The organism is Teichococcus aerophilus, assembly GCF_014490485.1.
GTDB classification, from domain to species: Bacteria; Pseudomonadota; Alphaproteobacteria; order Acetobacterales; family Acetobacteraceae; genus Pseudoroseomonas; species Pseudoroseomonas aerophila.
This window is the reverse complement of the sequence record NZ_JACTVA010000005.1, coordinates 1-25,981: the sequence shown is the minus strand read 5'-3', so window position 1 is coordinate 25,981 and position 25,981 is coordinate 1. Positions and strand designations below refer to the sequence as shown.

24 protein-coding genes are annotated in these 25,981 nt (G+C 69.6%); 7 read left to right on the top strand and 17 right to left on the bottom strand.

Annotated features, from left to right (window positions below; translation table 11 throughout):
* Window positions 1-56 precede the first annotated feature (56 nt).
* Complete coding sequence (locus IBL26_RS04545; RefSeq protein ID WP_187783276.1) at window positions 57-962, bottom strand: LysR family transcriptional regulator; 906 nt, start codon at window positions 960-962, stop codon at window positions 57-59.
* A gap of 127 nt (window positions 963-1,089) precedes the next feature.
* Here IBL26_RS04545 and IBL26_RS04540 point away from each other — a divergent pair, with 127 nt between their 5' ends.
* Genes IBL26_RS04540 through IBL26_RS04530 form a run of 3 tightly spaced genes read left to right on the top strand, consistent with a single transcriptional unit; the run spans window position 1,090 to window position 3,864 of the window.
* On the top strand, window positions 1,090-2,085 hold the full coding sequence (locus tag IBL26_RS04540) for a Bug family tripartite tricarboxylate transporter substrate binding protein (RefSeq protein WP_187783275.1): 996 nt from the start codon (window positions 1,090-1,092) through the stop codon (window positions 2,083-2,085).
* 46 nt (window positions 2,086-2,131) lie between these two features.
* Complete coding sequence (locus IBL26_RS04535; protein WP_187783274.1) at window positions 2,132-3,544, top strand: acyclic terpene utilization AtuA family protein; 1,413 nt, start codon at window positions 2,132-2,134, stop codon at window positions 3,542-3,544.
* Entirely contained in the window at window positions 3,541-3,864 is a 324-nt protein-coding gene (locus tag IBL26_RS04530; protein ID WP_187783273.1) for an AtuA-related protein, read from the top strand. Before IBL26_RS04535 ends, IBL26_RS04530 begins: the two co-directional genes overlap by 4 nt.
* Here the strand turns inward: IBL26_RS04530 and IBL26_RS04525 are convergent.
* From IBL26_RS04525 to IBL26_RS04515, 3 genes are all read right to left on the bottom strand, one after another.
* Window positions 3,822-5,369 (bottom strand): MFS transporter, encoded by a 1,548-nt coding sequence (locus IBL26_RS04525; protein ID WP_187783272.1) that lies wholly within the window; start codon window positions 5,367-5,369, stop codon window positions 3,822-3,824. The genes IBL26_RS04530 and IBL26_RS04525 overlap by 43 nt on opposite strands.
* Before the next feature lie 205 nt (window positions 5,370-5,574).
* Window positions 5,575-6,477 carry a LysR substrate-binding domain-containing protein gene (locus tag IBL26_RS04520; protein ID WP_187783271.1) on the bottom strand — a complete coding sequence of 301 codons (903 nt, stop codon included), beginning with the start codon at window positions 6,475-6,477 and terminating at the stop codon, window positions 5,575-5,577.
* Between the two features lie 74 nt (window positions 6,478-6,551).
* Window positions 6,552-8,168 (bottom strand): ABC transporter substrate-binding protein, encoded by a 1,617-nt coding sequence (locus tag IBL26_RS04515; RefSeq protein ID WP_187783270.1) that lies wholly within the window; start codon window positions 8,166-8,168, stop codon window positions 6,552-6,554.
* Between the two features lie 492 nt (window positions 8,169-8,660).
* On the opposite strand from IBL26_RS04515, the gene IBL26_RS04510 reads away from it, so the two are divergent.
* A complete protein-coding gene (locus IBL26_RS04510; protein WP_187783269.1) occupies window positions 8,661-10,265 on the top strand; it encodes an ABC transporter substrate-binding protein in 1,605 nt (534 codons plus the stop codon).
* A gap of 465 nt (window positions 10,266-10,730) precedes the next feature.
* On the opposite strand, the gene IBL26_RS04505 is transcribed toward IBL26_RS04510, so the two are convergent.
* Together IBL26_RS04505 and IBL26_RS04500 are read right to left on the bottom strand one after the other, a co-directional pair.
* The gene (locus tag IBL26_RS04505; protein WP_187783268.1) at window positions 10,731-12,182 is read right to left on the bottom strand and encodes an alpha/beta hydrolase; all 1,452 of its coding nucleotides are present in this window, start codon (window positions 12,180-12,182) and stop codon (window positions 10,731-10,733) included.
* Window positions 12,172-13,215, bottom strand: a complete 1,044-nt coding sequence (locus tag IBL26_RS04500) for an AI-2E family transporter (protein ID WP_187783267.1) — start codon at window positions 13,213-13,215, stop codon at window positions 12,172-12,174. Before IBL26_RS04500 ends, IBL26_RS04505 begins: the two co-directional genes overlap by 11 nt.
* 305 nt (window positions 13,216-13,520) lie before the next feature.
* On the opposite strand from IBL26_RS04500, the gene IBL26_RS04495 reads away from it, so the two are divergent.
* A complete protein-coding gene (locus tag IBL26_RS04495) occupies window positions 13,521-15,041 on the top strand; it encodes an AbgT family transporter (protein WP_187783266.1) in 1,521 nt (506 codons plus the stop codon).
* Between the two features lie 51 nt (window positions 15,042-15,092).
* On the opposite strand, the gene IBL26_RS04490 is transcribed toward IBL26_RS04495, so the two are convergent.
* Window positions 15,093-15,362, bottom strand: a complete 270-nt coding sequence (locus tag IBL26_RS04490) for a glycine zipper domain-containing protein (RefSeq protein WP_187783265.1) — start codon at window positions 15,360-15,362, stop codon at window positions 15,093-15,095.
* A gap of 16 nt (window positions 15,363-15,378) precedes the next feature.
* The gene (locus IBL26_RS04485; protein WP_187783264.1) at window positions 15,379-15,783 is read right to left on the bottom strand and encodes a Rap1a/Tai family immunity protein; all 405 of its coding nucleotides are present in this window, start codon (window positions 15,781-15,783) and stop codon (window positions 15,379-15,381) included.
* 367 nt (window positions 15,784-16,150) lie between these two features.
* Here IBL26_RS04485 and IBL26_RS04480 point away from each other — a divergent pair, with 367 nt between their 5' ends.
* Window positions 16,151-16,495 (top strand): hypothetical protein, encoded by a 345-nt coding sequence (locus IBL26_RS04480; protein ID WP_187783263.1) that lies wholly within the window; start codon window positions 16,151-16,153, stop codon window positions 16,493-16,495.
* 63 nt (window positions 16,496-16,558) lie between these two features.
* Here the strand turns inward: IBL26_RS04480 and IBL26_RS04475 are convergent, their stop codons facing one another.
* Complete coding sequence (locus IBL26_RS04475; protein WP_187783262.1) at window positions 16,559-18,013, bottom strand: GntP family permease; 1,455 nt, start codon at window positions 18,011-18,013, stop codon at window positions 16,559-16,561.
* Between the two features lie 4 nt (window positions 18,014-18,017).
* Window positions 18,018-19,106: a patatin-like phospholipase family protein gene (locus IBL26_RS04470; protein WP_187783261.1), complete on the bottom strand. Its 1,089-nt coding sequence runs from the start codon at window positions 19,104-19,106 to the stop codon at window positions 18,018-18,020.
* A gap of 204 nt (window positions 19,107-19,310) precedes the next feature.
* On the opposite strand from IBL26_RS04470, the gene IBL26_RS04465 reads away from it, so the two are divergent.
* A complete protein-coding gene (locus IBL26_RS04465) occupies window positions 19,311-20,528 on the top strand; it encodes a patatin-like phospholipase family protein (protein ID WP_187783260.1) in 1,218 nt (405 codons plus the stop codon).
* A gap of 20 nt (window positions 20,529-20,548) precedes the next feature.
* Here IBL26_RS04465 and IBL26_RS04460 read toward each other — a convergent pair whose 3' ends face one another.
* The 7 genes from IBL26_RS04460 to IBL26_RS04430 form a co-directional block, all read right to left on the bottom strand.
* The gene (locus IBL26_RS04460) at window positions 20,549-22,177 is read right to left on the bottom strand and encodes a complex I subunit 5 family protein (RefSeq protein WP_187783259.1); all 1,629 of its coding nucleotides are present in this window, start codon (window positions 22,175-22,177) and stop codon (window positions 20,549-20,551) included.
* Window positions 22,174-23,649, bottom strand: coding sequence for a complex I subunit 5 family protein (locus IBL26_RS04455; RefSeq protein ID WP_206684138.1), 1,476 nt, complete (start codon window positions 23,647-23,649; stop codon window positions 22,174-22,176). The genes IBL26_RS04460 and IBL26_RS04455 overlap by 4 nt, the downstream gene beginning before the upstream one ends.
* On the bottom strand, window positions 23,646-23,960 hold the full coding sequence (locus IBL26_RS04450; protein WP_187783258.1) for an NADH-quinone oxidoreductase subunit K: 315 nt from the start codon (window positions 23,958-23,960) through the stop codon (window positions 23,646-23,648). Before IBL26_RS04450 ends, IBL26_RS04455 begins: the two co-directional genes overlap by 4 nt.
* Complete coding sequence (locus IBL26_RS04445; protein WP_187783257.1) at window positions 23,957-24,895, bottom strand: hydrogenase subunit MbhD domain-containing protein; 939 nt, start codon at window positions 24,893-24,895, stop codon at window positions 23,957-23,959. Before IBL26_RS04445 ends, IBL26_RS04450 begins: the two co-directional genes overlap by 4 nt.
* The gene (locus tag IBL26_RS04440; protein ID WP_187783256.1) at window positions 24,892-25,185 is read right to left on the bottom strand and encodes a monovalent cation/H(+) antiporter subunit G; all 294 of its coding nucleotides are present in this window, start codon (window positions 25,183-25,185) and stop codon (window positions 24,892-24,894) included. Before IBL26_RS04440 ends, IBL26_RS04445 begins: the two co-directional genes overlap by 4 nt.
* Window positions 25,182-25,445, bottom strand: a complete 264-nt coding sequence (locus IBL26_RS04435; protein WP_187783255.1) for a monovalent cation/H+ antiporter complex subunit F — start codon at window positions 25,443-25,445, stop codon at window positions 25,182-25,184. The genes IBL26_RS04440 and IBL26_RS04435 overlap by 4 nt, the downstream gene beginning before the upstream one ends.
* The coding region (locus IBL26_RS04430; RefSeq protein WP_187783254.1) for a Na+/H+ antiporter subunit E at window positions 25,438-25,981 on the bottom strand (544 nt) is incomplete at its 5' end. The genes IBL26_RS04430 and IBL26_RS04435, both read right to left, overlap by 8 nt.

Below are 25,981 nucleotides of genomic sequence, written 5' to 3'. Positions count from 1 at the left end.
ACTCGCAAAAAAAGAAGGGGTTTGGGGAATTCCTTCCCCAACCTTCCTTCTCTGCCCTACCCCACCTTCGGCATCACCACCACCGTCGCCCGCAACACCTCCGCCAGCGCCTCCGCAGCCGGGGAGAGGCTGCTGTTGCGGCGCGCCAGCAGCAGGATATGGCGGCGCATGGAGGGAACCGGGATCGGCCGCAATTCCAGCAGCGGCGCCAGTTGCAGGTCCAAAGCCGTGGCGGGCAGCACGCCGACGCCTAGCCCGGCGCGGACCAGCGCCACGGCGGTGCTCATGTAGGTGGCCTCGTAGGCCGGGCGCAGCACCAGCCCGGCCTCGGCGAAGGCACGCTCGGCCAGCTGGCGGACGCTGCTGCCGGGTTCGGTCAGCACCAAGGGCTCCGCCGCCAGGATGGCCGGGGTCAGCTTCTTGCGGCGGGCCAGTGCATGGCCGGGCGGCAGCACGGCCACCAGCTCGTCCTCGAAGAGGGTTTCGGCGGTCAGCTCGGGGTCCGGGCCGGGCAAGGTGCCGATGCCCAGTTCCGCCTCGCCGGCTTTCAGCATCTCGCTGACGCGCCGGGCCACCGCATCCCGCACCAGTACGCGGATGGCGGGGTGCGCCTGCCGCAGCCGGGCGAGAGCCACAGGCAACACCGTGGCGGCGACCGAGGGCAGCACCGCCAGATGCACGGTGCCGGAACGCCGCGCCGCCTGCTCCCGCGCCCCGGCGACCACCTGGTCCAGTTCCTCCAGGATGCGGGCGAAGGATTGCGCCAGCGTCCGCCCGGCTTCGGTGGGGCGCACGCCGCGGGCGGAGCGGTCGAACAAGGTCAGCCCCAACGTTTCCTCTAGCGTGCGGATCTGTACCGTCAGCGCCGGCTGGGAGAGATGCAGGCGGGCGGCCGCGCGGCCGAAGCTGCCGGTTTCCATGGCCATGGCGAAGGCGCGCAGTTGCCGCAGGGAGAGACTCATCAGGAAATGCTATGACTGGCCCATAAATATATCAATTGCCTGATGGCCCCTGCCCGCGCTCCATTACCGCCAACAGGGCCGCCCGGAAGCAGGCCCGTAGAATGGAAACAGGCCGAGGAAACCGCCCATGACGCGCATCCTGCCCACACGCCGCCGCCTGCTCGGTGGCCTGGCCGCCAGCGGGCTGGCCCTGCCCGCCCTGCGCCCTGCCCGGGCGCAAGATGGCTGGCCGAACCGTACCATCCGCATCATCGTGCCCTTCGGCGCCGGCACCAGCACCGACATCGTCGCCCGGCTGCTGACGCCGCGCATGTCGCAGAGCCTGGGCCAGCCTATCGTGGTGGAGAACCGCGCCGGTGCCGGCGGCGTGGTCGGCAGCGACGCCATCGCGAAATCCGCGCCGGATGGCTACAATCTTTGCCTCGGCAGCATCGCCTCGCATTCGGTGAACGTGTCGCTGATGCCGCAGATGCCCTACGATGTGCTGCGCGACTTCACGCCCATCACCCTGGTGACCGAAGCGCCGAACCTTTTGGTCGTCTCCCCCAGCGTGCCGGCGAAGACGCTGCCGGAATTTATCGCCTGGGCCAAGCAGCAGCGCAACGGCGTCAGCTACGCCTCGGCCGGCAACGGTACGTCCAGCCATCTGGCGGGGGAGTTGCTGAAGCTGAAGACCGGCGCGCCGCTGGTGCACGTGCCCTATCGCAGTGGTGCGCAGGCGGTGACGGACGTCATCTCCGGCACCGTACCGATGACGATCTATCAGGTGACGGCGGTGCTGCCTTTCGTGCGGGACGGCAAGCTAAAGGCGCTGGCCGCCACTTCGGCCAAGCGGCTGGATATGGTGCCGGACGTGCCGACGGCCATCGAGCAGGGTATCGATGATTTCGATGTCTCCGCCTGGCACGGTCTGTTCGCGCCGGCCAAGTTGCCCGCGCCGATCCGCGACCGCGTCTACACCGCTTTGAGAGAAGCGCTGTTCGCGCCCGACCTGCAGGAACAACTGCGCAACCAGGGCCTGCTGCCCGTCGCCATGCCGCCGGATGAGTTCCGCCCCTGGCTGGAATCCGACATCGCCAAGTGGCGCGAGGTCGTCCGCGTCTCCGGCGCCAAGGCGGATTGACGCACCGCCACTGACTATTCCGCCTTGGCACAGCTCTGGAGTGACCATGCCGCTAGGTTCCGATCCTACCGCCCTGCTGCGCATCGGCTGCGGCTCCGGCTTTTCCGGCGACCGGCTGGATGCGCCGGGGCCGGTGGCTGACGCATTGATCGCCGCGGGTGGCCCCGCCGCGCTGATGCTGGAAGTGCTGGGCGAACGCACCCTGGCGCTGGCGCAGCGGGAACGGCGGCAGAAGCCGGAGGCCGGCTACGAGCCCGCCCTGCTGGAATTGCTGAGCCCCATCCTGCAGCGTTGCGTCGCCGCCGGTATCCCCATCGTCACCAATGGCGGCGCCGCCAACCCGCGTGCGGCCGCGCACGCGGTGCTGGGCCTGGCGCGGCAGCTGGGCTTGACCGGCCTGCGCATCGGCGTGGTGGAAGGCGACGACATCCGCGGCACCGACGCACTGGACGACCTGGACCCGTGGGAAGGCGATGCCGGCGCGGTGCTGGAACCGGACCGGGTCATCGCCGCCAATGTCTATCTCGGCGCCGCGCCGATCGCCGAGGCGTTGCGCCAGGGCGCCGAGGTGGTGATCACCGGCCGCTGCTCCGACCCCGCCTTGGCGCTGGGGCCGATGCTGGCGCATTTCGGCTGGGACGAGGCGGATTGGGACCGGCTGGCCGCCGGCACCATGGCAGGTCATCTGCTGGAATGCGGCTCCCAGGTCACGGGCGGCTACTTTGCCGATCCTGGCATCAAGGATATCCCGGACGACGCGCTGGGCATGGCGACGCTGGGCTTTCCTATCGCCGAGATCGGTGCGGATGGCGCGGTGCTGATCACCAAGCCCGCCGGCACCGGCGGCCGGGTGGACCGGCGCAGCGTGACCGAGCAATTGCTGTACGAACTGCACGACCCAGGCGCCTACCTGACGCCGGATGTGGTGATGGACATCACTGGCGTGACGATCACCGAGGAAGCGCCGGATCGCGTGCGCCTGCACGGCGCCCGGGGACGGGCGCGGCCGGAGCGACTGAAGGCGACGGTCAGCCTGCCCGGCGGCTGGCTGGGCGAGGGCGAGATCTCCTATGCCGGCCCCAATGCCCGCGCCCGTGCCGAACTGGCCGGCCGCACGTTGCTGGAGCGGCTGCGGCTGCTGGGCCTGGACGGGAAATCCCGGCTGGACCTGATCGGCGTCGTCAGCGTCTTTGGCGGCGACGACAAGGACGATGGATTCGCGTCCGTGGATGCCGAAGTGCCGCAGGATATCCGCCTGCGCCTCGCCTTCGCCAGCGACAGCCGCGCGGCGGCGGAGCGGGCGGCGCGGGAGGTGCTATCGCTCTATTGCTGCGGCCCGGCGGGCGGCGGCGGCGTCCGCACCCGCGTCACCGACCGTATCCGCACTCTCTCCTTCCTCGTGCCTCGCGGCCGCCTGGCGCCGCGCGTCACCTTGCTCTCGCTGGAGGATGCGGCATGAGCACCGTCCCGCTGCACCGCCTGGCGCATGCCCGGGCCGGCGATAAAGGCAACCGGTTGAACCTGGCCCTCGTCGCCCATCGGGAGCAAGACTGGCCGCTGCTGGCGCGGGAAGTGACGGAAGCCCGGGTGCTGGCACTGTTCGCGCATCGCGGGGCCACTGCCGTGCGGCGGCATGACCTGCCCGGCCTGCGGGCCTTCAACTTCGTCATCGAGGACGTGCTGCAAGGCGGCGTCAACGGTGCGCTGAACCTGGATGGGCACGGCAAGACCCTGTCCTACCTGTTGTTGGGCATGCCGGTGGAGACCGGCGCCGGCTGAGCCGGCAGCGCGGCGCGCAGCGGACGATCGGGAATGCTCGCGGCCAGCAGCGCCGCCGCCGCCGCCAACCCGGCGCAGGCAAGGAAGGCGAAGGAGAAATTGCCCGTCAGCATGTCCCGCATCGCCAGGGCGGCGGCACCTTCGCCCTGCGACAAGGCGGCCAGGCCAGACAGCGCTGCCTCGCCATGCGGGGCCGCCGCCGCCCCGCCCGGCCATGTTGCCAGCAAGTGGCCCAGCAACACCGCGCTGGCGCAGGCCGCCCCGAAGGCGCCGCCGAGCGAGCGGCAGAGCAGCATGGTGCTGCTGGCCACGCCGATATCGCGCGGTTCCGCTGCGTTCATGATGGCCACGGTGATAGCCGGCTGCACCAGCCCGATACCCGCGCCCAGCAGCACCATGCACAAGGCCACCGGCGCCGTGCCGGTCGCCGCCCCCATCGCCGCCAACCCGGCCAGCCCCGCCGCGCAGAGCAGCATCGCCACCACCATCAGCAGCCGCACCCGGCCCAGCCAGCGCGCCACGGTGCCGCCGATGAAGCTGAACATCACGAAGCCCAGCAGGAAGGGCACCAGCATCACGCCCGCCATCGTCGCGCCCGCCTGCCGGACCATCTGGAACCACAGCGGCAGCAGGAACATCGCGGCGAAAGTCAGCACCGCATTGGCGAAGGAGAGGGCGAAGCCGGTGGCCAGCACGCGGTCCCACAACAGGCGCGGTGGCACCAGCGGGTCCGCCGCCCGCCGTGCCTGCCACGCCAGCGCCGCCAGCAGCAGGACGCCGGCGCCCGCCAGCCCCAGCATCGGCGCCGAAGTCAGTGGATGCATCGCCCCGGCCCGCCCCAGCCAAATCAGCCAAGCCAGCACCGCCAGCGTCATCAGCACGCAGCCCGCCGCGTCGATGCGCGCACCGGCCGCACGCCGCGCCGGCAGCACCCGCAATGCCCGCTGGCACAGCAGCAATGCCAGGATGCCGAGCGGCAGATTGACCCAGAAGATCATACGCCAGGACACCCATTCGGTCAGCAGCCCACCGCCCAGCGGCCCGGCGATGCTGGCAATGCCCCACATGCCGCTGAGATAGACCTGGTAGCGCCCGCGCTCCCGCGGCGGCACCATGTCCCCCAACGTGGCATGCGCCATCACCATCAGTCCGGCCCCGCCGATGCCCTGAAGGGCGCGGAACCCGACCAGCTGCCACAGCGTCTGCGCCACGGCGCAGAGCACCGAGGCTATGGTGAAGACCACGATGGAGGCCAGAAGCACGCGGCGCCGCCCATGCAGGTCGCTGAGCTTGCCGATAACCGGCGTGGCCGCCGTCGCCGCCAGCAGGTAGGCCGCGATGATCCAGGCGATATCGCCGCCCGCCTGCCCCAGCGTCGCCGCGATGGCCGGGACCGCCGGCACCACGATGGTCTGGTCCAGGGCCGAGAGGAACACGCCGACCGAGACACCCCAGACGGCCAGCCTGATCTGCGCCTCGGAATACCCTGCCGCCTGCCCGCTCATCCGCCCTGTTCCCTTGCCGCTCCATGCGTCATCGGGCGGACGACGCCGGCGCGCCATTTCAGAGTGGGAAGGCCTGCGTTCTCGGTACGGAAACGCTGGACCATGATGGGTTATCGTTCTCCGCAGCCCATGCTCCGCGTCTCTGTCTGATCGCGTGGACCAGGCTTTTCGGCGGTCCCGCCTCCCGCCATCACCCTCTGGCCGGTCAGGGGGCGGCTGCGGGTTGCGTCGCGTGGGCCAGGAACAGGCGCGCGGCCACGGTCAGCCCTGCCGCCTCCCGGTAGCAGATGCGGGCCTGCCGCTCGGCCCAGGGGTCGGAGAGCGGGATGCCGCGGATGCCCAGCACCGCCTCGAACGGCTGGGTCATGCCGTCCGGCAGGATGGCGATGCCCAGGCCGTGCGCCACCAGTTGCCGCGCCACGTCGGCCGTGGAGACCCGCAGCCGTGTGTCGATGGCGCGGCCCAGCGCCTCGGCCTGCCGTCCCAGTTGCAGGGACACGCTGCTCATCGTGCCGATGCCGAGATGGGGAAAGTCCAGCGTCTCGGCGAACCCGACCTGGCTACGGCCCCACAGGGCATGGCCGGGCGGCACCAGTACCATCAGCCGGTCGCCCGGGTAGGGCGTGGCCTGCAACCCTGGCGGCACCTCGGCAGCACCGGAGATGAAGGCGAGGTCGGCCCGGCCATCCAGCACGGCGGAGAGACCGGCATGCGTCATCTCCTCCGCCAGGCTGAGGCGGATGGCGGGATGTGCGGCAATGAAGCTGGCAATGCGGCTGGCCAGCCTGCCCATCAGGATAGAGGCGCTGGCCGCGACATGCACCTGGCCCCGGGCACCCTGGGCGAACTCACTCATCGCCGCCGCCGAGCGGTCCAGCGCCAGCAGCACCTCCCGCGCATGCCGGGCCAGATGCTCGGCGGCGTCGGTGGGCAGTACGCCCCGCGCCCGCCGCTCGAACAGCGTGACGCCGTATTGCTGTTCGAGGTCCTGGATCCGCTTGGTGACCGAGGATGGCACGGTATGGTGGCGCGCGGCGGCCTTGGTGACGTTCCGCAGCTCGAACACCGAGAGGAACAGCGTCAGGCTGCGCAGGTCAGGGGGGTGCATCGGTGGGCCACTCATCCGGTCCACGCGATGCTAGCCGTCCCCTTCAGCGTTCGGCAACAGAGAACGCTGCTGCGTCAATTCTCCTGCTTGGTGATGCCCCAGAACACCGGCACCGTGGTCGGGCGGATGCCCTGCAGGTTGGTGCGGAAGGCCGCGCGGGTGCGGAACTGCCCGGCCGGAATATAGGGCAGGCTCTGGTACGCCTGGCGCTGGATGTCATCCACCAGGGCGCGGCGCTTGGCGGCGTCCTGCTCCTGGTACCAGGCGCGGCGCAGCTCCTCCAGCTTCGGATCGCAGGGCCAGCCGGCCAGGCCACCCTCGCAGGGCGAGGCCAGGTAGAGGCTGGAAAGCGGGTCGCCGCCATCCAGCACGTTGCCGACGGTGACGAACAGGTTCCAGCCACCCTGGGCCACCGGCTCCCGCTTGTTGCGGCGTGCGGTCAGGGTCGCGAAGTCGGTGGTCACCATGTCCACGTTCACGCCGATGGAGCGGAAGGCTTCGGACAGTACCAGCGTCGCCGCATGGTTGGTGTAGAGATCGGCCGCATCCAGGAACACCACCGGACGCCCATCATAGCCGGACTGGCGCAGCAGGTTGCGGCCGGCCTGCAGATCCGGCAGTTCCATGCGCTCGACGCCCGCATCCGTCTGCAGCGGCGTGCCACAGTAGAAGAAGGCGTTGCAGCGCTCGACACGGTCTTCCGCGGTGACGCCGGCGGCATCCAGCACGTCCCGCTGGTTGATGGCATGCAGCAGGGCCTGGCGCGCACGCGGATCATTGAACGGCGGCTGCTGCTGGTTGATGCGTAGCCAGACCTGGGAACCGACCGGGTCGATCGCCGCCATGCGGACATTGCGCATCCGCTCCAGCGACGGGATCAGATCCGCCGGGGGCAGCTCCCAGAAATCGATCTCGCCGGAGCTCAGCGCGCCCATTGCGGTCGCCGGGTCGGGGATGGACATCCACTCGATCCGGTCCACCCCGGCAATCTTGCCGCCGGCCAGGCCATCGGCCGGCTCCGCGCGCGGCACGTAGTCGGGGTTGCGGGCATAGACGGCACGGTCCCCCACCCGCCACTGGTCACGTCGGAAGATGAAGGGGCCGGAGCCGACCGGGTTGGTCAGTTGCTCGGTTGGCGGCGTCTGGGCCACCGATTCCGGCATGATGAAGAGCGCGCTGGCGGTCGGGCGGGCCAGGGCCTGCTTCACCAGGGCGAAGGGGCGTGCGAGCTCGATGGTGAAAGTCTTGTCGTCTACCACTTCCATCTTGCCGATGGCGGCGGCCAGCGCGCGGCCGACCACGTCCCGCTGCGCCCAGCGGCGGATGGAGGCCACGGCATCGGCCGCGCGCACCGGGTTGCCGTCATGGAAGCGCAGGCCATCGCGTAGCGTGAAGCGCCACTGGCGCCCATCAGCCGAGACCTCTTCCGACGCCACCATCTGGCGTTGCGGCTCGCCCTTGGAATCCAGCGCATAGAGCTGGTCGTAGATCAGGAAGCCGTGGTTGCGGGCGAAGGTCGCCGTGGAGGCCACCGGGTCGATCGTCGCCAGATCGTTCCGCAGGACAATCCGCAGCGTGGTCTCCGCCTGGGCCGGCGCGGCAGTGGTGAGGAAGGTCGCACCCAGCAGCATGGCGGCGAAGGCCACCCGCGCGGCGGTGCGGGCCAGGCGGCCCACACGCTGTTTCGACATGATCGGAATGTCCTCCGGATATTTTGCGGCTCAAGCTTGCGCCAAAGCCTGTTCTGGCGACTAATTTGACATGTCTAATCGAGAGGGCAAGGCGCTTCCGTGCATGGCTCGGTCCCGCTCGCGCTGGTTTCTGAAAGCCAGTCGGGCAGCTCACCTGGCGGCCTCTGTTCAGGATGGAGGGCGCCGTCCCAGGGCGACGCGGTGCCACCTCACCGGCGCCTCTCCCTACCCTAGCGTCGCAGCGTTTCGTGCATCATTGCTTTCGAAACAGTCCCTTCGAACGCGAAGCGTGTCTGGTCTCCGCGACCCAAGTCGGTTCCTGAAGGCCTCAGGGCCTTGGTGGGCAGCGCTTGAGAGGGCTCCACCTCGCTGAATCGCCGCCAGGGCCGCCTGATCCCGGAATAAAGGCGAAGAACCGATCCGCCCTAGTCACGCCCCCGCAACCTCGTATCGTTGCGCTTCGCGAATCCCGGACGAAGGACCGTTTGCCCCATGCGCCTTTCCCGTCTCGCGCGGCGATGTCTCGCCGCGACGTCCCTGGCACCGGTGCTGGCGCTGGCCCTCAGCGGCCCCGGCGCGCAGGCCCAGACCGCTTCCCCCCGCGTGCTGCGGGTGGCGCCGCACGCGGATCTGAAGACGCTGGACCCGGTCTTCGCCTCGATCGTCATCACCCGCATGCATGGCATGGCGATCTACGAGACGCTGTTTGCCTGGGATTCCAACCTGCAGCCCAAGCCGCAGATGGTGGAACACTACACCACGGCGCCGGATGGCCTGAGCTGGAGCTTCACGCTGCGGCCGGGCCTGCGCTTCCATGACGGCCAGCCGGTCACCTCGCGCGACGTCGTCGCCTCCCTGCACCGGTGGATGGCGCGGGACGTGGTGGGCGGCAAGCTGAAGGAATACATGGCGGCGCTGGAGGTGACGGACGACCGCAGCTTCACCCTGCGCCTGCAACGCCCCTTCGCGCTGGTGCCCTTCGCGCTGGGCTCCGCCATCGGCCAGATCCCCGCCATCATGCGGGAGAGCGATGCGCGGACCGACCCGACGACGGCGGTGACGCAGACCATCGGCAGCGGCCCCTTCCGTTTCAACCGCGCCGACTGGCAGAGCGGCGCCCGAATCGTCTACGACCGCAACCCCGACTACCAGCCCCGCGCCGAGCCGGCGGACGGCCTGGCCGGCGGCCGCGTCGTGAAGCTGGACCGGGTGGAATGGATCATCATGCCGGACCCCGCCACGGCGGCGGCGGCGCTGCAGACCGGCGAGATCGACATCTGGGAACAGCCGGCGCAGGATCTGATCCCCACCGTCGCCCGCAACCGGGACATCCGGGTGGAGCGGCCGACCAACCTTTCCAACCAGGCGGTGCTGCGGCCCAACCACCTGCTGCCGCCCTTCAATGACCCGCGCGCCCGCCTGGCCCTGGCCTATGCGACCGACCAGGCCGACTTCATGGCCGCTGCCTTCGGCGACGAGCAATGGTGGGCGCGCTGCCAGTCCTACTTCATCTGCGGCAGCCCCAACGGCACTGAGGCCGGCGCCGAGGGCTATGCCCGCCCCAACCTGGACACCGCCCGCCGCCTGCTGGCTGAAAGCGGCTATCGCGGCGAGCGCGTGGTGATCAACACCACCAGCGAAATCGCCCCCATCGGCCGGATGGCGGAAGTCGCGGTCTCCGCCCTGCGGCAGATTGGCATGAACGTGGAAGCCGACTTCGCCGACTGGGGCACCGCGGTGGCCCGGGTGCGGAAGCGGGAGCCGGTGGCGCAGGGCGGCTGGAACATCTTCATCACCACCTCCTCCGGCCCCACCATGCAGTCGCCACTGACCAACTTGGGCACCAACATGTCCTGCGACCGCGCCTGGATCGGCTGGCCGTGCGACGAAGAGTCCGAGCGGCTGCGCAACGCCGTGGTGGATGCACCGGACGAGGCCGCCCGCAAGCTGGCCACCGAAGCGCTGCATCGCCGGCTGGCCGAAGTGCAGCCCTACCGGGTGCTGGGGCAGTACGACCAGCCCTATGCCCGTCGCGCCAATGTCCATGGCCTGCTGAACGCCCCGGTCATGGTGTTCTGGAATATTGAGAAGAACTGAGACTTTCCTGGTGGTTTGAGAGGGGCGCCGCCCCTCTCAAGCTCTCCCCGCCAAAGGCCTGGGGCCTTTGGAAACCCATCTCGGGGGTTTCCTACATGGGGGAGGTCAGGCTGGTAGACGGTTGCTTATGAAAGATTCACCGGCACCCAGCGTGTCGGCTGGGCTGCATGCTCAGTAAGGCTGTTGAACAACAATGCCCGGCGTTGGGGTCCAGCATAGGTTGGCATCAATGCCCCCATCTCCACTGCCAGGCACATCAAGCTCGCTATCGAACACTAAAACCAAACCCGGCCCGCAGCTGGCACAAGTCCGCTAAGAGCTGACCTGTCAATCTGGCAGTCCTGCAAAACTCACAAACGAAAGATGGGGTCCGGGGAATTCCTTCCCCGGCCTTCCTCCACCTCGCTCCTCAGCGCACCCGTCGCATCGTGAAGCAATCGACGGGCCCAGCGACGGCCAAGAACCTCAAGGAATGCCCGCGCCCACCCGCTCCATCAGGAAGCCGTAGAACGGATTCCAGGAGATGCGAAGCAGGGACGCTGGGCTGAGGACCAGGACGCCCACTTCCCCGCGTGCCGCCACGGCGCCCAGGCTGACGCCAAATTCCTCGGCCGGGTTGGGCTCGATCCCGTAGAGGGAATCACCTGGCGGGAACGGCAGCGCAACGTGGGAGAGGGAGAAGACGTCGCGGGGGTAGGCCATTCCCGGCAGCGGCTTCACGCTCTCCGTCGTCTCGCCTGCTGGCGTCACCCGCTCCACCATGTCTGCGCTATCCGGGCCGGTATTGGCAATGATGGAGAGGCGCCAGTTGCGCGGCGCGGGCGGCACGATGCGGTCCAGCAGCAGGTCCGTCGCCGGGCGCAGCATGGGGCCGAGACGGGTGTTCTGGTTGCGGTCGAACAGCACCAGCTCGCTGCCATTGGTGGGGAGGAGGTTGTAGAGCGCACTGATCACCGCGCGGGTGCTGACGGTGAAGTCCAGCACCGACTGGAACGTCTGCACCGGCGCCAGCGTGGCAAGCTGTCCCGCCTGCGCCATCCGCTGCAACTGCGCCTGCAGCGAGACGGTCAGCCTGTGGGACTGGCGCGCGCCATTCACCGGGAAGGAGTTGTACTTGAACGGGATGAACTCGGGCACCCGGCTCAGCCAGGCCGCCTTGGCGAAGGAGGGCAGGATGGCCGGCAGCGCGGCCAGCCCGGCAAAGCGGGCGAAGGCGGTGATGCCGATCATCGGCGAGATCAGCACCAGCCGGTCCGGCCGTGGCAGCGACGGGTTCTCGATCGCGTCCAGCGCGTATTTCATCGCCAGCGCCCCGCCATTGGAAAAGCCGACGACATGCAGTGGCTGCTGCGGGCCGATGCGCCGGCGGGCTTCCCGCACTGCGAGGCGGGTGGCGGCCAGCCAGTCTTCCCACACCGTGTCGGTCAACGCGGCCGGCACGGTGCCGTGGGCCGGAATCCGCAGGCCGATGGCGACGAAGCCTTGGGCGCGGTACTGCCGCGCGACATGGCGCAGGCTGTAGGGCGCATCCGTCAGGCCATGCAGCAGCACCACGGCGCCGCGCGGGGCGCCGTCCGGCTCCATGACGTAGGACCGGTTCCAATCCTGCTCGAAATGGCTGGGGTTGATCGGGCTGCCGGCGAAGTAGCGGTTGTCCGCGCGGCGTTCCTCATCGTCCAGCCGGTCGGTCACCTCGCGTCGCACCTGGTCGAACAGCCGCGCCTCGGCCGCCATCCAGCCGTTCCAGTCGAGCTTGTCGATGGCGTCGGCCTGCAGGTCCTCCGGCACGAAGGTATGCCAGAGCTCCAGCGGCGGGCCGCGCTGGCTGTCCACTACCCGCACCACGAACAGGGTGGCGGCGACGACGGCGAGGACGAGGATCAGCCGTTTGGTCCAGCGGGTCAGGCTACGCCTCATGGCTGGCCTCCGGCCGCACGGAGCCCGAGAGCAGCACCGCCACCCAGCGCGTGCGCGGATGCGCATCGAAGCCAGTCAACAGGGCAATGACGATGGGCACGCCGATGAAGGCACCGGCGACGCCCCACAGGAAGCTCCAGAAGAAGACCGAGAGCAGCACGATGAACGGCGAGACCGCAAGCGCGGCACCCGCCGTCCGTGGCTCCACATAGCTGCCGATGATGTTCTGGATGACGTTCAGCCCGACGAGCACCGACAGCGCCGTCATCACCGAGCCGAACTGCACCAGCGCCAGCAGGGTGGGCAAGGCGGTGGCGATCAGCGGGCCGATGAAGGGGATGTAGTTCAGCACGAAGGCCAGCACCCCCCATTCCAGCGCCAGCTCCAACCCGAACAGCCAGGCGAACAGGAAGACGCAGATGCCCGTGGCGACGCTCATGGCGGTGCGGACCAGCATGTAGCGCTGGAACTTCCAGGCCAGGTTGCGGGCCACCTGCAGCACCGCCTTCCCCTCCCCCGCCTTGCCGATACCGGCGAGCTTCCGGACGGTGAGATCGACTTCCAGCAACCCGAGCACGATGAACACCACCATCAGGGCGATGAAGCTGACGAAGCCTTGCAGGTAGCCGGCCAGGCTGCGCGCCGTCCGCAGCAGCAGCGAGACATCGAATTGCTGCGCCAGCATCGCGGCGGAATCCAGCCCGCGCGCATCCAGCATGCTGGTGGTGGCCGCGTACAGGGCGAGGATATTGCTGCTGTTCTGCACCAGCCAGTGGCCGACCCGCGTCAGCCCCCAGACCACCATGCTACCCAGCAGCCCCACCACGGCCACCGTGGCGAGGATGGTGAGCAGCATGGCGAGCGCACGCGGCAGGCGCCGTTCCAGCACCTGCTGCAGTGGCAGCACCAGGGCGATGGTAAACAGCGCGAAGGTGACGGGCGCCAGGATCGGCGCGGCGACGTGCAGCCCGGCCAGGACCAGCACGCCGGCGCCGAGGCTGAGCAGGACTGGGAAAATGCCGCCGAGCCTCATGGAGGGGACAGTTCAGGATGCATCGCGGTCTGCCCCTATGCGCGGCGCGGAGGCAAGCGGCCGGCGCACATATCGTTCATGAAAACCTCAGTGAGTTTACGGCCGTTCCGCCGGGTTTCAAACACCCGTCATGCCCCTGCGGCCAACATGCGGGACCGATGGCCTATGCGGTGGGACGCTGCGCCCATGCCAGCGACAGGCGAGGCGCGTAGCCTGCCATCATGGCGGCCGGGTGTGCGCACCGCGGAAAGGCCTTCGCCGAGCCGCCGGCAGAGCGGCACGACCCGGATATTGAGAAACTCCGCATGGCTGCAGACAGGACGCGGACCCTTCTCGACATGGTCGAACGGATCGGCAACCGGGTTCCGCACCCGGTGGTCATCTTCGTCCTGCTCAACGCCATCCTGATCGTGCTGTCGCACCTGCTGGCGATGGCGGGTGCCGGCCTGTCCTACCGCTACATCGACCCTGAGACCCATGCGGTCGAGACCGCGACGACCGCGGCGCGCAGCCTGCTGACCGCCGACGGCATGCGCTTCATGTATACCGGCGTCGTCCGCAACTTCATGGCGTTCGAGGCGGTGGGCGTCATCATCGTCGCCATGATCGGCGTCGGCATCGCCGAGGAAGCCGGTCTGGTCCGTGCGCTGATCCGCAAGCTGGTGATCATCGCGCCGCCGGGGGCGCTGATGTACCTGCTGGTCTTCGTCGGCATCCTCTCCAGCGTCGCCGCCGATGCTGGGTACCTGGTACTGATCCCGCTGGCGGCGGCCGCCGTGGCCAGCGTGGGGCGGCATCCGCTGGCGGGCCTCGCCGCCGCCTTCGCCGCCGTCGCTGCCGCCTTCCTGGTGAATATCCTCATCGTACCGACGGACGGTATCCTGACCGGGCTGACAAACGACGCGATCCACCTGGTGGATCCCACGCGCTCGATCGGGCTGACGGCCAATATGTGGTTCTCCATCGCCTCCGTGGCGTTGCTGACCGTGTTGATCTCGGTGGTGACGGAGCGGGTGGTGGAACCACGCCTCGGCCCCTATCACGGCGAACCGGTGGCCGGCGCCGGCGAAGGCCCGCTCTCGGCCGAGGAACGGCGTGGATTGCGCTTCGCCCTGCTGGGGCTGGTGGGGGTACTGCTGTTCCTGGCTCTGATGACGCTGCCGCCGGGCGCGCCACTGAGGCACCCGGAAACCGGGGCGCTGCTGGGCGACTCCCCATTCATGCACAGCCTCATCGTCACTATCACGCTGCTCTTCCTCGGCAGCGGCATCGGCTACGGCCTGGGCGCGGGCACCATCAGGGGCACGCAGGATGTCGTCAACGCCGCGACCAAGGCCATCGCCAGCCTCAGCGGGCTGATCTTCCTGCTGCTGGTGATCAGCCAGTTCATGGCCTATCTCAACTACACCAACCTGGCCACGCTTGCCGCCGCCTCGCTCACCGGCCTGTTGCAGCGCACGGAGCTGGATGCGCTATGGCTGCTGCTCGGCTTCGTCTTCGTGGTGTTCCTGTTGGACCTGGTCATCACCGGCGCCGTGCCGAAATGGGCCATCTTCGCCCCGGTCTTCGTGCCCTTGCTGATGCGGCTGAACGTGGCGCCGGAAGCCGTGCTGGCCGCCTACCGCGTCGGCGATTCACCCATGAACGCCATCACGCCGCTGAATGCCTATTTCGCCATGATCGTGGTGTTCGCGCAGAAGTACCAGAAGGATGCCGGCGTCGGCACCGTCATCGCGCTGATGCTGCCCTACGTGCTGGTACTGGCGGTGGTCTGGACGCTGCTGCTGGCCGCCTGGTACCTGCTGGGCCTGCCCTGGGGCTTCTGACCGGCCAGCAGACGCACCCCGCCCGGATGGCACCGGGCGGGGTGCCGCCGGTTACTGCGCCGAGCGGCGGCCGGACTGAACGCCGCGCTGGTAGGCTTCCTCGCGGCTGCGCTGGCTCTGATCGTACAGGAAGCCGCCACCCGCGCCGACACCAGCACCGATCAGCGCGCCCCAGCCGGCATTGCCGGAGAGCGAGCCAATGGCCGCCCCGGCCAGCCCGCCCGCCGCGGCACCGCCGCCGACGCGCTGCGTCGTGGGCGAGGTTTCTGCGCAACCGCTGAGGCCCAGCAGCAGCACGGGAAGGATCATCAAGCGTCGCATTGTCGCGATCTCCCGTTCAGCGGCGGGCACGGGGGCGCGTTGGCGCCGCCGGCGGTGGTGGGCAGGGATAGGCGTTGGCGGACCACCGCATCAGCCCGTCGATCGCCTTATCTCCCGCATATTGCGGATGGGCCTGGGACCAGGTGACGAAGTCGGCCTGCGCCTGCTCCAGCGACGGTGCCGGCGTGGGCAGGCAGAACACGCTCGGCGACCCTCCGGGGCGCGAGACCTCGACATGGTACTGGCCCGCACCGATCAGGAAGCCCTGGCAGAAGCCACGTTCGGCCTCGCTGGCCGAGTTGCCGCAGAAGCCGGCCAGAACACCGGTCGTGACCTGCCCTGGTGCCGGCTGCGCCTGCGCCGTTGGCATCCATGCGGCAGCCATGGCCATGGCCGTGCACAGAGTGAGTGGTATCCGCATGGGAACCGGATCTCCTATCCTGCTGGATCGTCGCCACGGCTTCGATGGCCCTATGGCGCGCGCGGCACTGTCGGCTAGTTCGGCTACCGCCGCGCTCAAGCATCGTCCCCGCTGTGCCCGGCGGCTACAATCGGCATGCCGTTCCAGCAATAGGCGCAGCGTCCCACGCCCACGGCGGACCCATCTGATTCTGGGACGCCGCGCCATGCGGTGAGACAACTGGCAGATACCAACAGCAAGAATTGCACTTCATGGTTGCAGCGCTACGGGAGGTTGCCGCGCCAGCGGCAAGCTGGGAGGCAACGTGGCCGCAGAGCCACAACCCCCACGATCTCCGTTCATATCAAAGAAGCCTGGAGAAACCACGATGTTCAAGCACACGACAATCCTGGCCACTGCCGCGATGGGCCTGTTCATGGCGACGGCCAGCCTGGCCCAGGCCCAGCCATCCCAGCCATCCCAGGCATTCCAGCAGGCCGAGCTGGCGGAGCTCTCCGCCGCGAAGCGCGCCGAGGTGCAGCAGCGTGCGACCGGCACCAACAATGTGCGTGAGGTGCTGGAGACGATGTTGCTGAACAACCTGCAGCTGCGCTACCCGGCCAACCGCATCGTGGCCCTCGATTTCGGCCGTGGTGCCGTGGCCTATGCCGTCACCGATGGCAGCGTGCGGGTGGCAACCTTCAACAAATCCACCCTCGTCGTCAACGACTGAGCACGGCGCTCGCTTGAGCCCTGGCCGCCACGAGACACGGCGGCCAGGGTTGCCAAACGCCCGTCAGAATGACCCGACGGAACTACCAAGCACGATCACTACCGCCAGGGCCACCAGGGCGCCGACAATCCCCACCATGACGATATCCCAGTAGCTCTCGCGGTGGGTGGTGCCGCACACGGCCAGCATGGTGACCACCGCGCCGTTATGCGGTAGCCCATCCAGCGTGCCGGCGCCGATCACGGCGACGCGGTGCAGCAGCGCCGGGTCCAGCCCCGTGTCGCGCGCCAGTGCCATGAAGGTTGGCCCCAACGCTTCCAGCGCGATGGTCAGGCCGCCGGAGGCCGAGCCGGTCAGCGCCGCCAGCACGTTGGTGGCGACGGCCAGCGAAACCAGCGGCCCGCCGCCGATGCCCAGCACCCAGTCCCGCACCAGGCCGAAGGCCGGCAGCGCCGCCACCACGGCGCCGAAGCCGACCAGGCTGGCGACGCTGAGCACCGGCAGGCCGGAGGCATTGGCACCGGCATCCATCGTCTCCCGCAGGCTGGGCAGCCGGCGGCCATTCACCAGGATCAGCACGACGATGGCCGCCGCCAGCGCTGTCGCGACGGCCCAGACGCCGCCGACGGCGGACAGCGAGGTCTGGCCCCAGCGCGGCTCCGCCAGGAAGCCGGCATCCAGGCGCGGCAGTACCAGCAGGGACATCACCAGGTTCACCAGCACCACCACGGCCAGCGGCAGCACCGCGAGGGCAATCGGTGGCGTCGTCGGCGCGTGCTGGCCGTGCAGGATCTCGGCGGGGTCGAATTCCCGCGCGGTGCTGGCACGTTCACGCAGCACGGTATCGTCGGCCAGCGCGGCGGCGGCCACGGGGCTGTCCGGGCCGAAGCCCTCCCCCTTCGCGCGCGCCACCCGCTCCTGCCGCTGCAGCCACCACAGGCCAAAGCCCAGCATGATGGCGGAGGCCAGGATGCCCAACCCTGGCGCCGCGAACGGCGTGGTGCCGAAGAACGGCATGGGAATGGCGTTCTGGATGGACGGCGTGCCCGGCAGCGCCGACATGGTGAAGGTCGAGGTGCCGAGGGTGATCGCCGCCGGCATCAGCCGGCGCGGGATGTTGGCGGCGCGGAACAGCGCCTGCGCCATCGGCGCCAACACGAAGAACGCGACGAACAGGCTGACGCCGCCGTATGTCACCAAAGCGCCGGCCAGCACCACAGCCAGCACGGCCCGCTTCTGACCCAGCTTTTCCGTCATGAAATCGGCGATGGCGGTGACGGAGCCGGTATCGTCCATCAGCTTGCCGAAGACGGCGCCCAGCAGGAATAACGGAAAGAACTGCGCCACGAAGCGTGCCGCGCTGCCCATGAAGGTCTGCGTCCAGTGCGCCAGCAGCGGCTCACCGGCAAAGGCGGCGGCGATCAGCGCGGCGAGCGGCGCCAGCAGCAGGACGCTCCAGCCACGGAAGGCCAGCCAGACCAGCAGCGCCAGCCCGAGGAGAATGCCGAGAAGACCCATCGCCTCAGACCATCGCCAGCAATTGTTCGATCGGCAGGGTGGAGCGCTTGCCGATGGCGTCGCCATGCTTGGCGAGGAACTCGTCGGCGCTGCGGCGGCCTTCGTCACGCAGCATGGTCAGGAAGCTCCACTCCGCGTTGAGCTTGGAGGAGGCACTGAGATCCGTCATCATGGCGCTGCGCACCAAGTGGATGCGCATGCCCGCCCATAGCGCGCCTTCGGTATTGCCGGTATCGGCCACCTGGCGCAGCAGCGCGATCATCCGCAGCTCCTTCAGCAGCACGGCGTTGAAGGACACCTCGTTCAGCCGGTTGATGATGTCGCGTGCGCTGCGCGGCGTGCCCGGCCGTTCCACCGGGTTGATGGCGACCAGGATGGTGTCGTCCGAGACGCATTCCTGCACCAGCGGCGTCATGGTCGGGTTGCCGGAGAAGCCGCCATCCCAATACGCCTCGCCCTCAATCTCGACGGCCTGGAACACGGTCGGCAGGCAGGCGGAGGCCAGCAGCACGTCCGGCGTCAACTCGTTGTTGCGGAAGACGCGGCCGCGCCCGGTCCGCACATTGGTCGCGGTGATGAACAGCTTCACCGGCGCGCTGGCCAGCCGCTGGAAATCCACCGTCTGCGCCAGGATCTCCTTCAAGGGGTTCGGCGGCGCGAAGGGCATGTCGTAAGGGGAGAACAGCCGGGTCATCATGTCCATCGCCACATAGGCCGGCGAATTGTCCAACGACCAGGTGCCCAGCAGTACGTCCAGTGGCCCACGCTTCAGCGGGCTCATCTCCGCCGCGCGGGAAACCTTGCGCCAGAAATTCTCCAGCGCCTGCCGCGCGCCATCGACACCGCCGGCGGCAAAGCCATCCGCCAGCACCGCCGCGTTCATCGCCCCGGCGGAGGTGCCGGAGATCGCCTCGATCTGGAAGCGGCTATCCTGCAGCAGGCGGTCCAGCACCCCCCAGGTGAAGGCGCCATGCGAGCCACCACCTTGCAGGGCGAGGTCGATCAGCAGCGGCCCGTCTGCTCTTGGCGCCGTTGGTTTGGTGGTGGCGGCATCCGGCACGGGCTTCGGACGGGAACGGGGCGGTGTCGTCATGCCATGCATACTCCTGCATGAAGCGATTGAAGGGCGCTGGGTCCTGACCGTGCGGGAATGCCGCGCGATCCATTCAAAACCAAATCTTCCCGCAGCGCACCATGATCTTTCGGCGTAATGCGGACCGGCGCGCGTTTAGCCGGTTCACGGCAGCGCATGCGCGGCTATCGTGCAAGCGCGCCCACGCGGCCCGAGGAGAGTGCGTTGAACCATCGAATCCGTTTCCGCCGGGCATGCCTGCTGCTGGTGGCACTGGCACTGCCCGCCTGCTCGCTGGCGCGCTTCCCCGCGCCGCCGGCGGAGCAGAGCGAACAGGCGCAAATCCTCGGCATTCCCAATGCCCGGTTCTGGATCGATCGTGGGTCCAGCGGCCTGTTGCGCGAAATTCAAGATGCTGCGGCGCGCGAGGCCGTGACCTTGCCGCCGGAGCAGTTGCTGAACCGGCCACCCGCCAACTATCTCGCCATCTCCGGCGGCGGCGACAATGGCGCCTTCGGGGCCGGGCTGCTGGTCGGCTGGACCGCCTCGGGCCGCCGGCCGGAATTCCGGGTGGTGACTGGGGTCTCCGCCGGGGCGCTGACCGCGCCCTTCGCCTTTCTCGGCCCGGCCTATGACGCGCAGCTGAAGGAAGTGTTCACCGCGGTCGCACCGCCGGACATCCTGCTGCTGCGCCGCTTCGCCGGCGCGCTGCTGTTCGGCGATTCCCTGGCGGATACCGGGCCATTGTTCCGGCTGATCGAGCGTCACGTGAATGAAGATATGATGCACGCCATCGCGGCCGAGTACCGCCGTGGCCGCCTGCTGCTGATCGGCACCACCAATCTGGACATGCAGCGCCCGGTGGTGTGGAACATCGGTGCCATCGCCGCCAGCGGGCATCCGGAAGCGATCGGCCTGTTCCGCAAGATCCTGCTGGCCTCGGCCTCCATCCCCGGCGCTTTCCCGCCAGTATTCACCGATGTGGAGATCGATGGTCAGCGTTATCAGGAAATGCATGTCGATGGCGGCGCCGCCTCGCAGATGTTCCTCTACCCGGCGTCGCTGGATCTCTCCTACAGCGCGCTGGACGGCGTCATCCGGCGGGACCGCACGGCCTACCTGATCCGCAATGCGCGGATGGACCCGGAATGGGCCACCACCACCCGGCATCTCTTCGCCATTTCCCGCCGGTCGATCGCTACCTCGATCTATTTCAGCGGGCTGAACGACGTGGTCCGCATCTTCCTGACGTCGCAGCGGGATGGCGTGCGCTTCAAGCTGGCCTATATCGATGGCGCCTTCGGCCAGGACCGCCCAGAAGCCTTCGACACTGAATACATGCGCGCGCTGTTCGACCACGGCTACCAGCGGGCGCGGGAGGGCAACCCGTGGGTGGATGCGCCGCCGGGCTTCACCCCAGCCGCGCTGCCGTCGCGGCGCTGATATCGGGCGGCCGCGTGCGGTCACGCGGCCTGCCACATCGCCAGCACCAGCAGCACCGCCAGCCCGAGCAGGGCGGAGGCCGCCACGGGCCACTGGCGCAGCACAACTTCCCCACGTTCCAGCCGGTCGCCGCAGGCGGAGAGCAAAGCCGGCGCGCGGCGGGTGAGCACCAGCACATCGCCCTCCGGCACCGCCGGCAGCCGCCAGCCCCACCGGTGCAGGCCCAGCGCCAGCACCAGGCCGAGCAGGACCGGCCAAACACCAGCCCACAGCTCCGCGCCCCCGAGCGCCTTTTCCAGGCTGCCGATACCGGTGCCCAGATACAGGGCCCATGGCCCCAGCAGCGCCGCCGCCGCCAGCGTCAGAAACGGCCATACCAGCCCCGGCGCCGGTCGTTCCTGCGGTTGTCCCGACCCCAGGAGCTGCAACCGCAGCAGGAAATGCACCATCAGCACCGTGGTCCCCACGGCCGAAAGGCTGGACAGCGCACCGAGCCAGGGGCCGGCGAACACATCTTTCACCGCCAACTTCGCCACGCCGCCGCCGGTCAACGGCAGGCCGCCGAAGGCCAGCACCAGCAACCCCACCGGCAGCAGCACCCAACGCAGCCGCGTCCCGCCGCAGCCGGCGACTACACCGACCGCCAGGAACATCGCCCCTTTCGCCAGCACGTGGTGCACCGCGTAGAAGGCCGCCAGCCGGACCCAGCCTACCTGCCCGCCCGCCAAGGCCAGGCCCAACAACGCCACGGTGACGCCCATCTGGCTGACGCTGGAATAAGCCAACACGGTCTTCGGATTGGCCTGGGTGATGCCGATGGCAACGCCGTAGAAGGCAGTGAACAGGCCCATCGCCGCCAGCACCTCGCCCCAGCCCGGCAGATTCTCGCCGAAGGGCAGGAAGCGGATCAGGCCAATGATGCCGGCCTTCACGATGGCGCCGCTGAGCACGGCCGAGGCCGGCATCGGCGCCGCCGGATGCGCCAGCGGCAGCCAGACATGCAGCGGCACCAACCCGGCCTTCAAGCCGAAGCCCAGGATCAGCAAGGTCACGATCCACGGCCGCGCGGGCGCCGTCGGCAAGGCGGCCACGGCATCGCGGATGGCCAGGCTGTCCCCCGAAGTCGCCGCGTGCAGCAGCGCGAAGGCCAGCAGCAGGCAGATCTCGCCCAGCACCGCGAGGACGAGGTAGATGACCCCGGCCCGGTGCGCCCGCTTCGTGCCGTCCTGCACCACCAGCCCATAGGCGGCCAGGCTGACCAGCGCGAAGGCGAGGTAGAAGGTGGCGAGGTCGTCCGCCAGGAAGACGCCGAGGCTGCCGGCCAGCGTCAGCAGCCAGGACACCGCGAAGCGCCCCTTGGCGGGATCATCCCGCAGATAGGTGGCGGCATAGGCGCCAGCGAGGCTCCACAGCAGCGCCGTGGCGCCCAGCAGCATGGCGGCCGGTGGGCTCAGCTCCAGCGTGAAGCGGGCGCCATCGGCGTCCAGCACCAGCGGTGGGCCGCCGACGGCCAGCAACGCGGCAGCCAGGCCCGGCAAGGGCGCCAGCACCAGCCACTCCATCATCCGCGTCCGCAGCGTGGCGGAGACGCAGGCCATCGCCATCGCCATCGGCAGTAACGGCGTCGCCAGCAGCAGCATGCCGGTCATGGCGCCAACCGCCCGATCTGCACCAGGCCAAAGGAGGCGAGCGGCAGCAGCCCCAGCACCACGGAAAGGATGGCCAGCACCAGCACCACCGCCTGCCGGCCCGGCGACACCACGGCCACCGCCGCAGCCGCTGGCCCGGCCATGCTGGCGGAAAGCACGCGGAAGACATAGCCGCCGGTGAGCAACCCGCCAGAGAGCAGCACCAGCCCCCACCACCATTGCTGGGTTTCAATCGCGGCATTCAGCAGCAGCCACTTCGCCACGAAGCCGCCGCTGGGCGGCAGGCCCATCAGGGACAATCCGCCCAACCCGAAAGCCACCACCGTCATCGGCAGCAGCCGCGCGGCGCCGCCCAGGTCGCGCAGCCGGTCATGTCCCAGCGCTTCCGCGATCAGCCCGGCGCCGAGGAACATCGCGGCCTTGGCCAGCGCGTGGGAAACGGCCTGCAGCATGCCGCCGGTCCAGGCACCCGCCAGGGTGGCCCCAGCCGCGCCGGCCAGTGGGAACATCAGGAACAGGTAGCCGATCTGCGCCACGGTGGAGTACGCCACCAGCAGCTTCAGCCGCGCCTGCCGCAACGCCAGCGCGCTGCCAAACAGGATAGCCAGCGCGCCGAGCCCGGCCAGGATCTGCGGCGCCAGCCCTGTCGCCAGCTCCGGCATCACATCGAACCACAGCCGCAGCACCAGGAAGAACGGCGCCTTCACCACCAGGGCGGACAGCACGGCGCTGGCCGCGGCCGGGGCGCCGGCATGGGCGCCCGGCAGCCACAGATGCAGCGGGAACAGTGCCGTCTTCGCCAGCAGCCCCGCCGTCATCAGCGCCGCCGCGACCAGCGTGGGCGCATCGGCACGCGTGAGGCGGGAGAGCAGCACGATATCCAGCGTGCCGTAGGCGCCGTACAGCAGCGCCACGCCCAGCAGGTACAGCAGCGAACCCAGCAGCGCGAAGAACAGGTAGCGCAGTGCGGCGGCCAGCGTTTCCGCCCGGCCATCCAGGCAGACCAGCGGCATCGCCGCGAAGGTCAGCAATTCCAGCGCCACGTAGAGGTTGAACAGGTCGTTGCCCAGCAGCACGGCGTTCATCGCACCCCACAGGCCCAGCAGCAGCGTCCAGAACACCAGCGACGCCCGGCTCTCGCCCCTGTCGCCGGAATACGAGGTGAAGGCGAACAGCGCCGTCCCCACCATGACCACCGAGGTCGTCAGCAGCATGACGGCGGAGATCCCATCCGCCCGCAGCGCTACGCCCAGCGGCGGCGCCCAGCCGCCCAGAGTGAGGACCAATGCCTCCCCGCCCCGCAGCACGCCCGTGGCGACGGCGAGCGACAGAACCAGCCCCGCCAGCAGCGCCGCCAGGGCGATGCGGCCAGCCTGCCGCCCACCGGCGACGAAGGCCAGCAGCATGGCCAGCACCGGCAAGGCCAGGGCGAAGGCCAGCAGGCCACCACCGGGCGTCGTGCCCAGCATCATGCCCGCGGCTCCTCCGGCGGCGCCGGCACGTCGCGCGCCACCTGCAGCCGCAGCAACAGGTGCACGGCCAGCGCCGTCGCGGCGAAGGCGACGACGATGCCGGTGATGACGATGGCCTGCGGTACCGGGTCGCCGCTGAAGCCGGCACCGGCGCCCCGCCGCGCCATCACGCCGAACAGCAGGAAGATGCCGCCGCCCAGCAGGTTGAACGCCAGGATACGGCGCAACGGTTCCGCCTGCAGCACCACCCCGTACAGGCCGAGCCCGACGAGTACGGCGCCCAGCAGGCCATAGGCGCTGGCCGTGCTCACGCGCGCGCCCGCCGCATGGGCCAGCCGGCGACGAGCAGGCATAGCGCCACGGCGATGGAGAGCGTCAGCGCCGCCTCCACCAGCAGGATCACCGGCTTGGTCCAGGCTGCCGGATACGCCATGAAGCCGTCGGCGACGACGAAGCCGGCCAGCCCCACCAGCATGAACAGTGCCGGCCCGGCCACCACCAGCAGTCGCAGGGCCAGGCTGTCGATGCGGGGCGGCCGCACCAGCCCGGCCAGCCAGGCCAGAATCCACATCGCCGCCAGGATGCTACCGCCCTGGAAGGCGCCGCCAGGCGCATCCGCGCCCACCCAGGCCAGGTAAATGCCGAATACGATGCCGATGGGCGGCAGCAGCATGGCCAGAAGGACCACCGGGCCCTCCGCCAGCCGGAGTTGTTCCGGCCCCGGCCGGCCACCCCACGCCCCATCCGGCGCCATGCCCCAGATGCCGATGACGGCAATAACCAGCACCACGGCTTCCAGCAGCGTATCGATGGCGCGGAAGGCCAGCAGCACCCCGGCCACGGGGTTGCCGAGCTGCGTGGCCGCCAGTTGCGCCGCCGCCTGCGGGGCAAGGCTTGGCGCCGGTTCCGGCAGGGCCAGCACCGCCACGGCCAGCCCGGCGGTGATGCCAAGGGAGAGCAGCGCGGTCAGCAGGCGCAACGGCCAGCCGGGCGGTGCCTCCGCCTCCGGCATCCGCAACCGCGCGGCGGCGCCGATCAGCAGCACGCCGGTGACGCCGCCGCCCACCGCCGCCTCGGTCAACGCGACATCGGGGGCGCCAAGGCGCATCCACACCAGTGCCAGCAGCAACCCATAGGCGACGAAGGCGGCCAGCGCCGGCAATATCCGCCGCGACAACAGAGAGGCCAGGGCGATGGCCGGCACCGCCAGCAGCAGCACGCCATCCAGCAGCCACGCGCCACTCATGGCGCCGAACCTTCCCGCCGCGCCAGCCGGGCGATGACCTGGGAGACGGCGGCACCGGCCAGCAGCACCAACGCCCAGGCCAGCACGAGCTTGAGGCCGCCCAGCACGCTGCCGGCACGCGGCAGCAGCCCCAGCACAATCAACCCGAGGCCGAGATTATCCGCCTTGGTCAGCGCATGCAGCCGGCTCAACGTGTCCGGAAAGCGCAACAGCCCCAGCGTGCCGGCGACGAAGAAGAAGCAGCCGCCCAGCACCGCGAGAACGCTGAACAGGTCGAGCACCGCGCTCATTCCCCCGCCCCCTGCCGCAGGCCGAGCGCGAAGGCGACCGCGGCGAAGGCCGCGACCAGCGCCAGGCACAGTGCGACGTCGACGGCCGCGGCGTCGCCCAAAGCCGATGCCAGCAGCAGCAAGGCGGCGATGCTGCCGCTGCCGACCAGCTGCACCGCCATCATCCGGTCCGCATCCTTCGGCCCGCGCAGCACCCGTGCCAGCCCACACAGCACCGACAGCAGCACGCAGGCGGCCATGAAGAGCAGGAACTCAGCCATGTTTTGCTTCCAGCCCCAATGCGTGGGCGAAGCGCGCCTCATCCGCCGCCATTGCCGGCGCGGGCGGGGAATGGACGTCGAGGCAATGGACCAGCAGCGCACCGTCGTCGCCCTGACCCGCCGGCACGGTGCCCGGCATCGTGCTGGACCAGGCGAGGAAGCCATCCCGGCCGAGCCCCTCCGGCAGACTACCTCGGAAGGGAGCGAAGCCCGGCCGCAGCGGCAGCGCCGGATGGCAGGCCAGCCGCGCCACCTGCCAGCCGGCCAGCGCCGATTGCACGCAGAAGCGCGGCAGCAACGCCAGGAGCGCCAACGGGCGCGGCCGCGCCGGCTGGGGTGGCAGCAGGCGCAGGCTGGCGATGGTGGCCGCCGCGATGGCAGGCACGCCCACCAGCAGATGCGCGATGCCAAGGCCGCCGACGACGACCCATAGCCCCATCAGCGCCACGGCCCGGCCAATGGCGGCGCGCCAGGCCAACGGCGCCGCCGGCGGTGCCATCAGCCCCGCCCGGCCACGGCCTTGCCGGCCCGGCCAG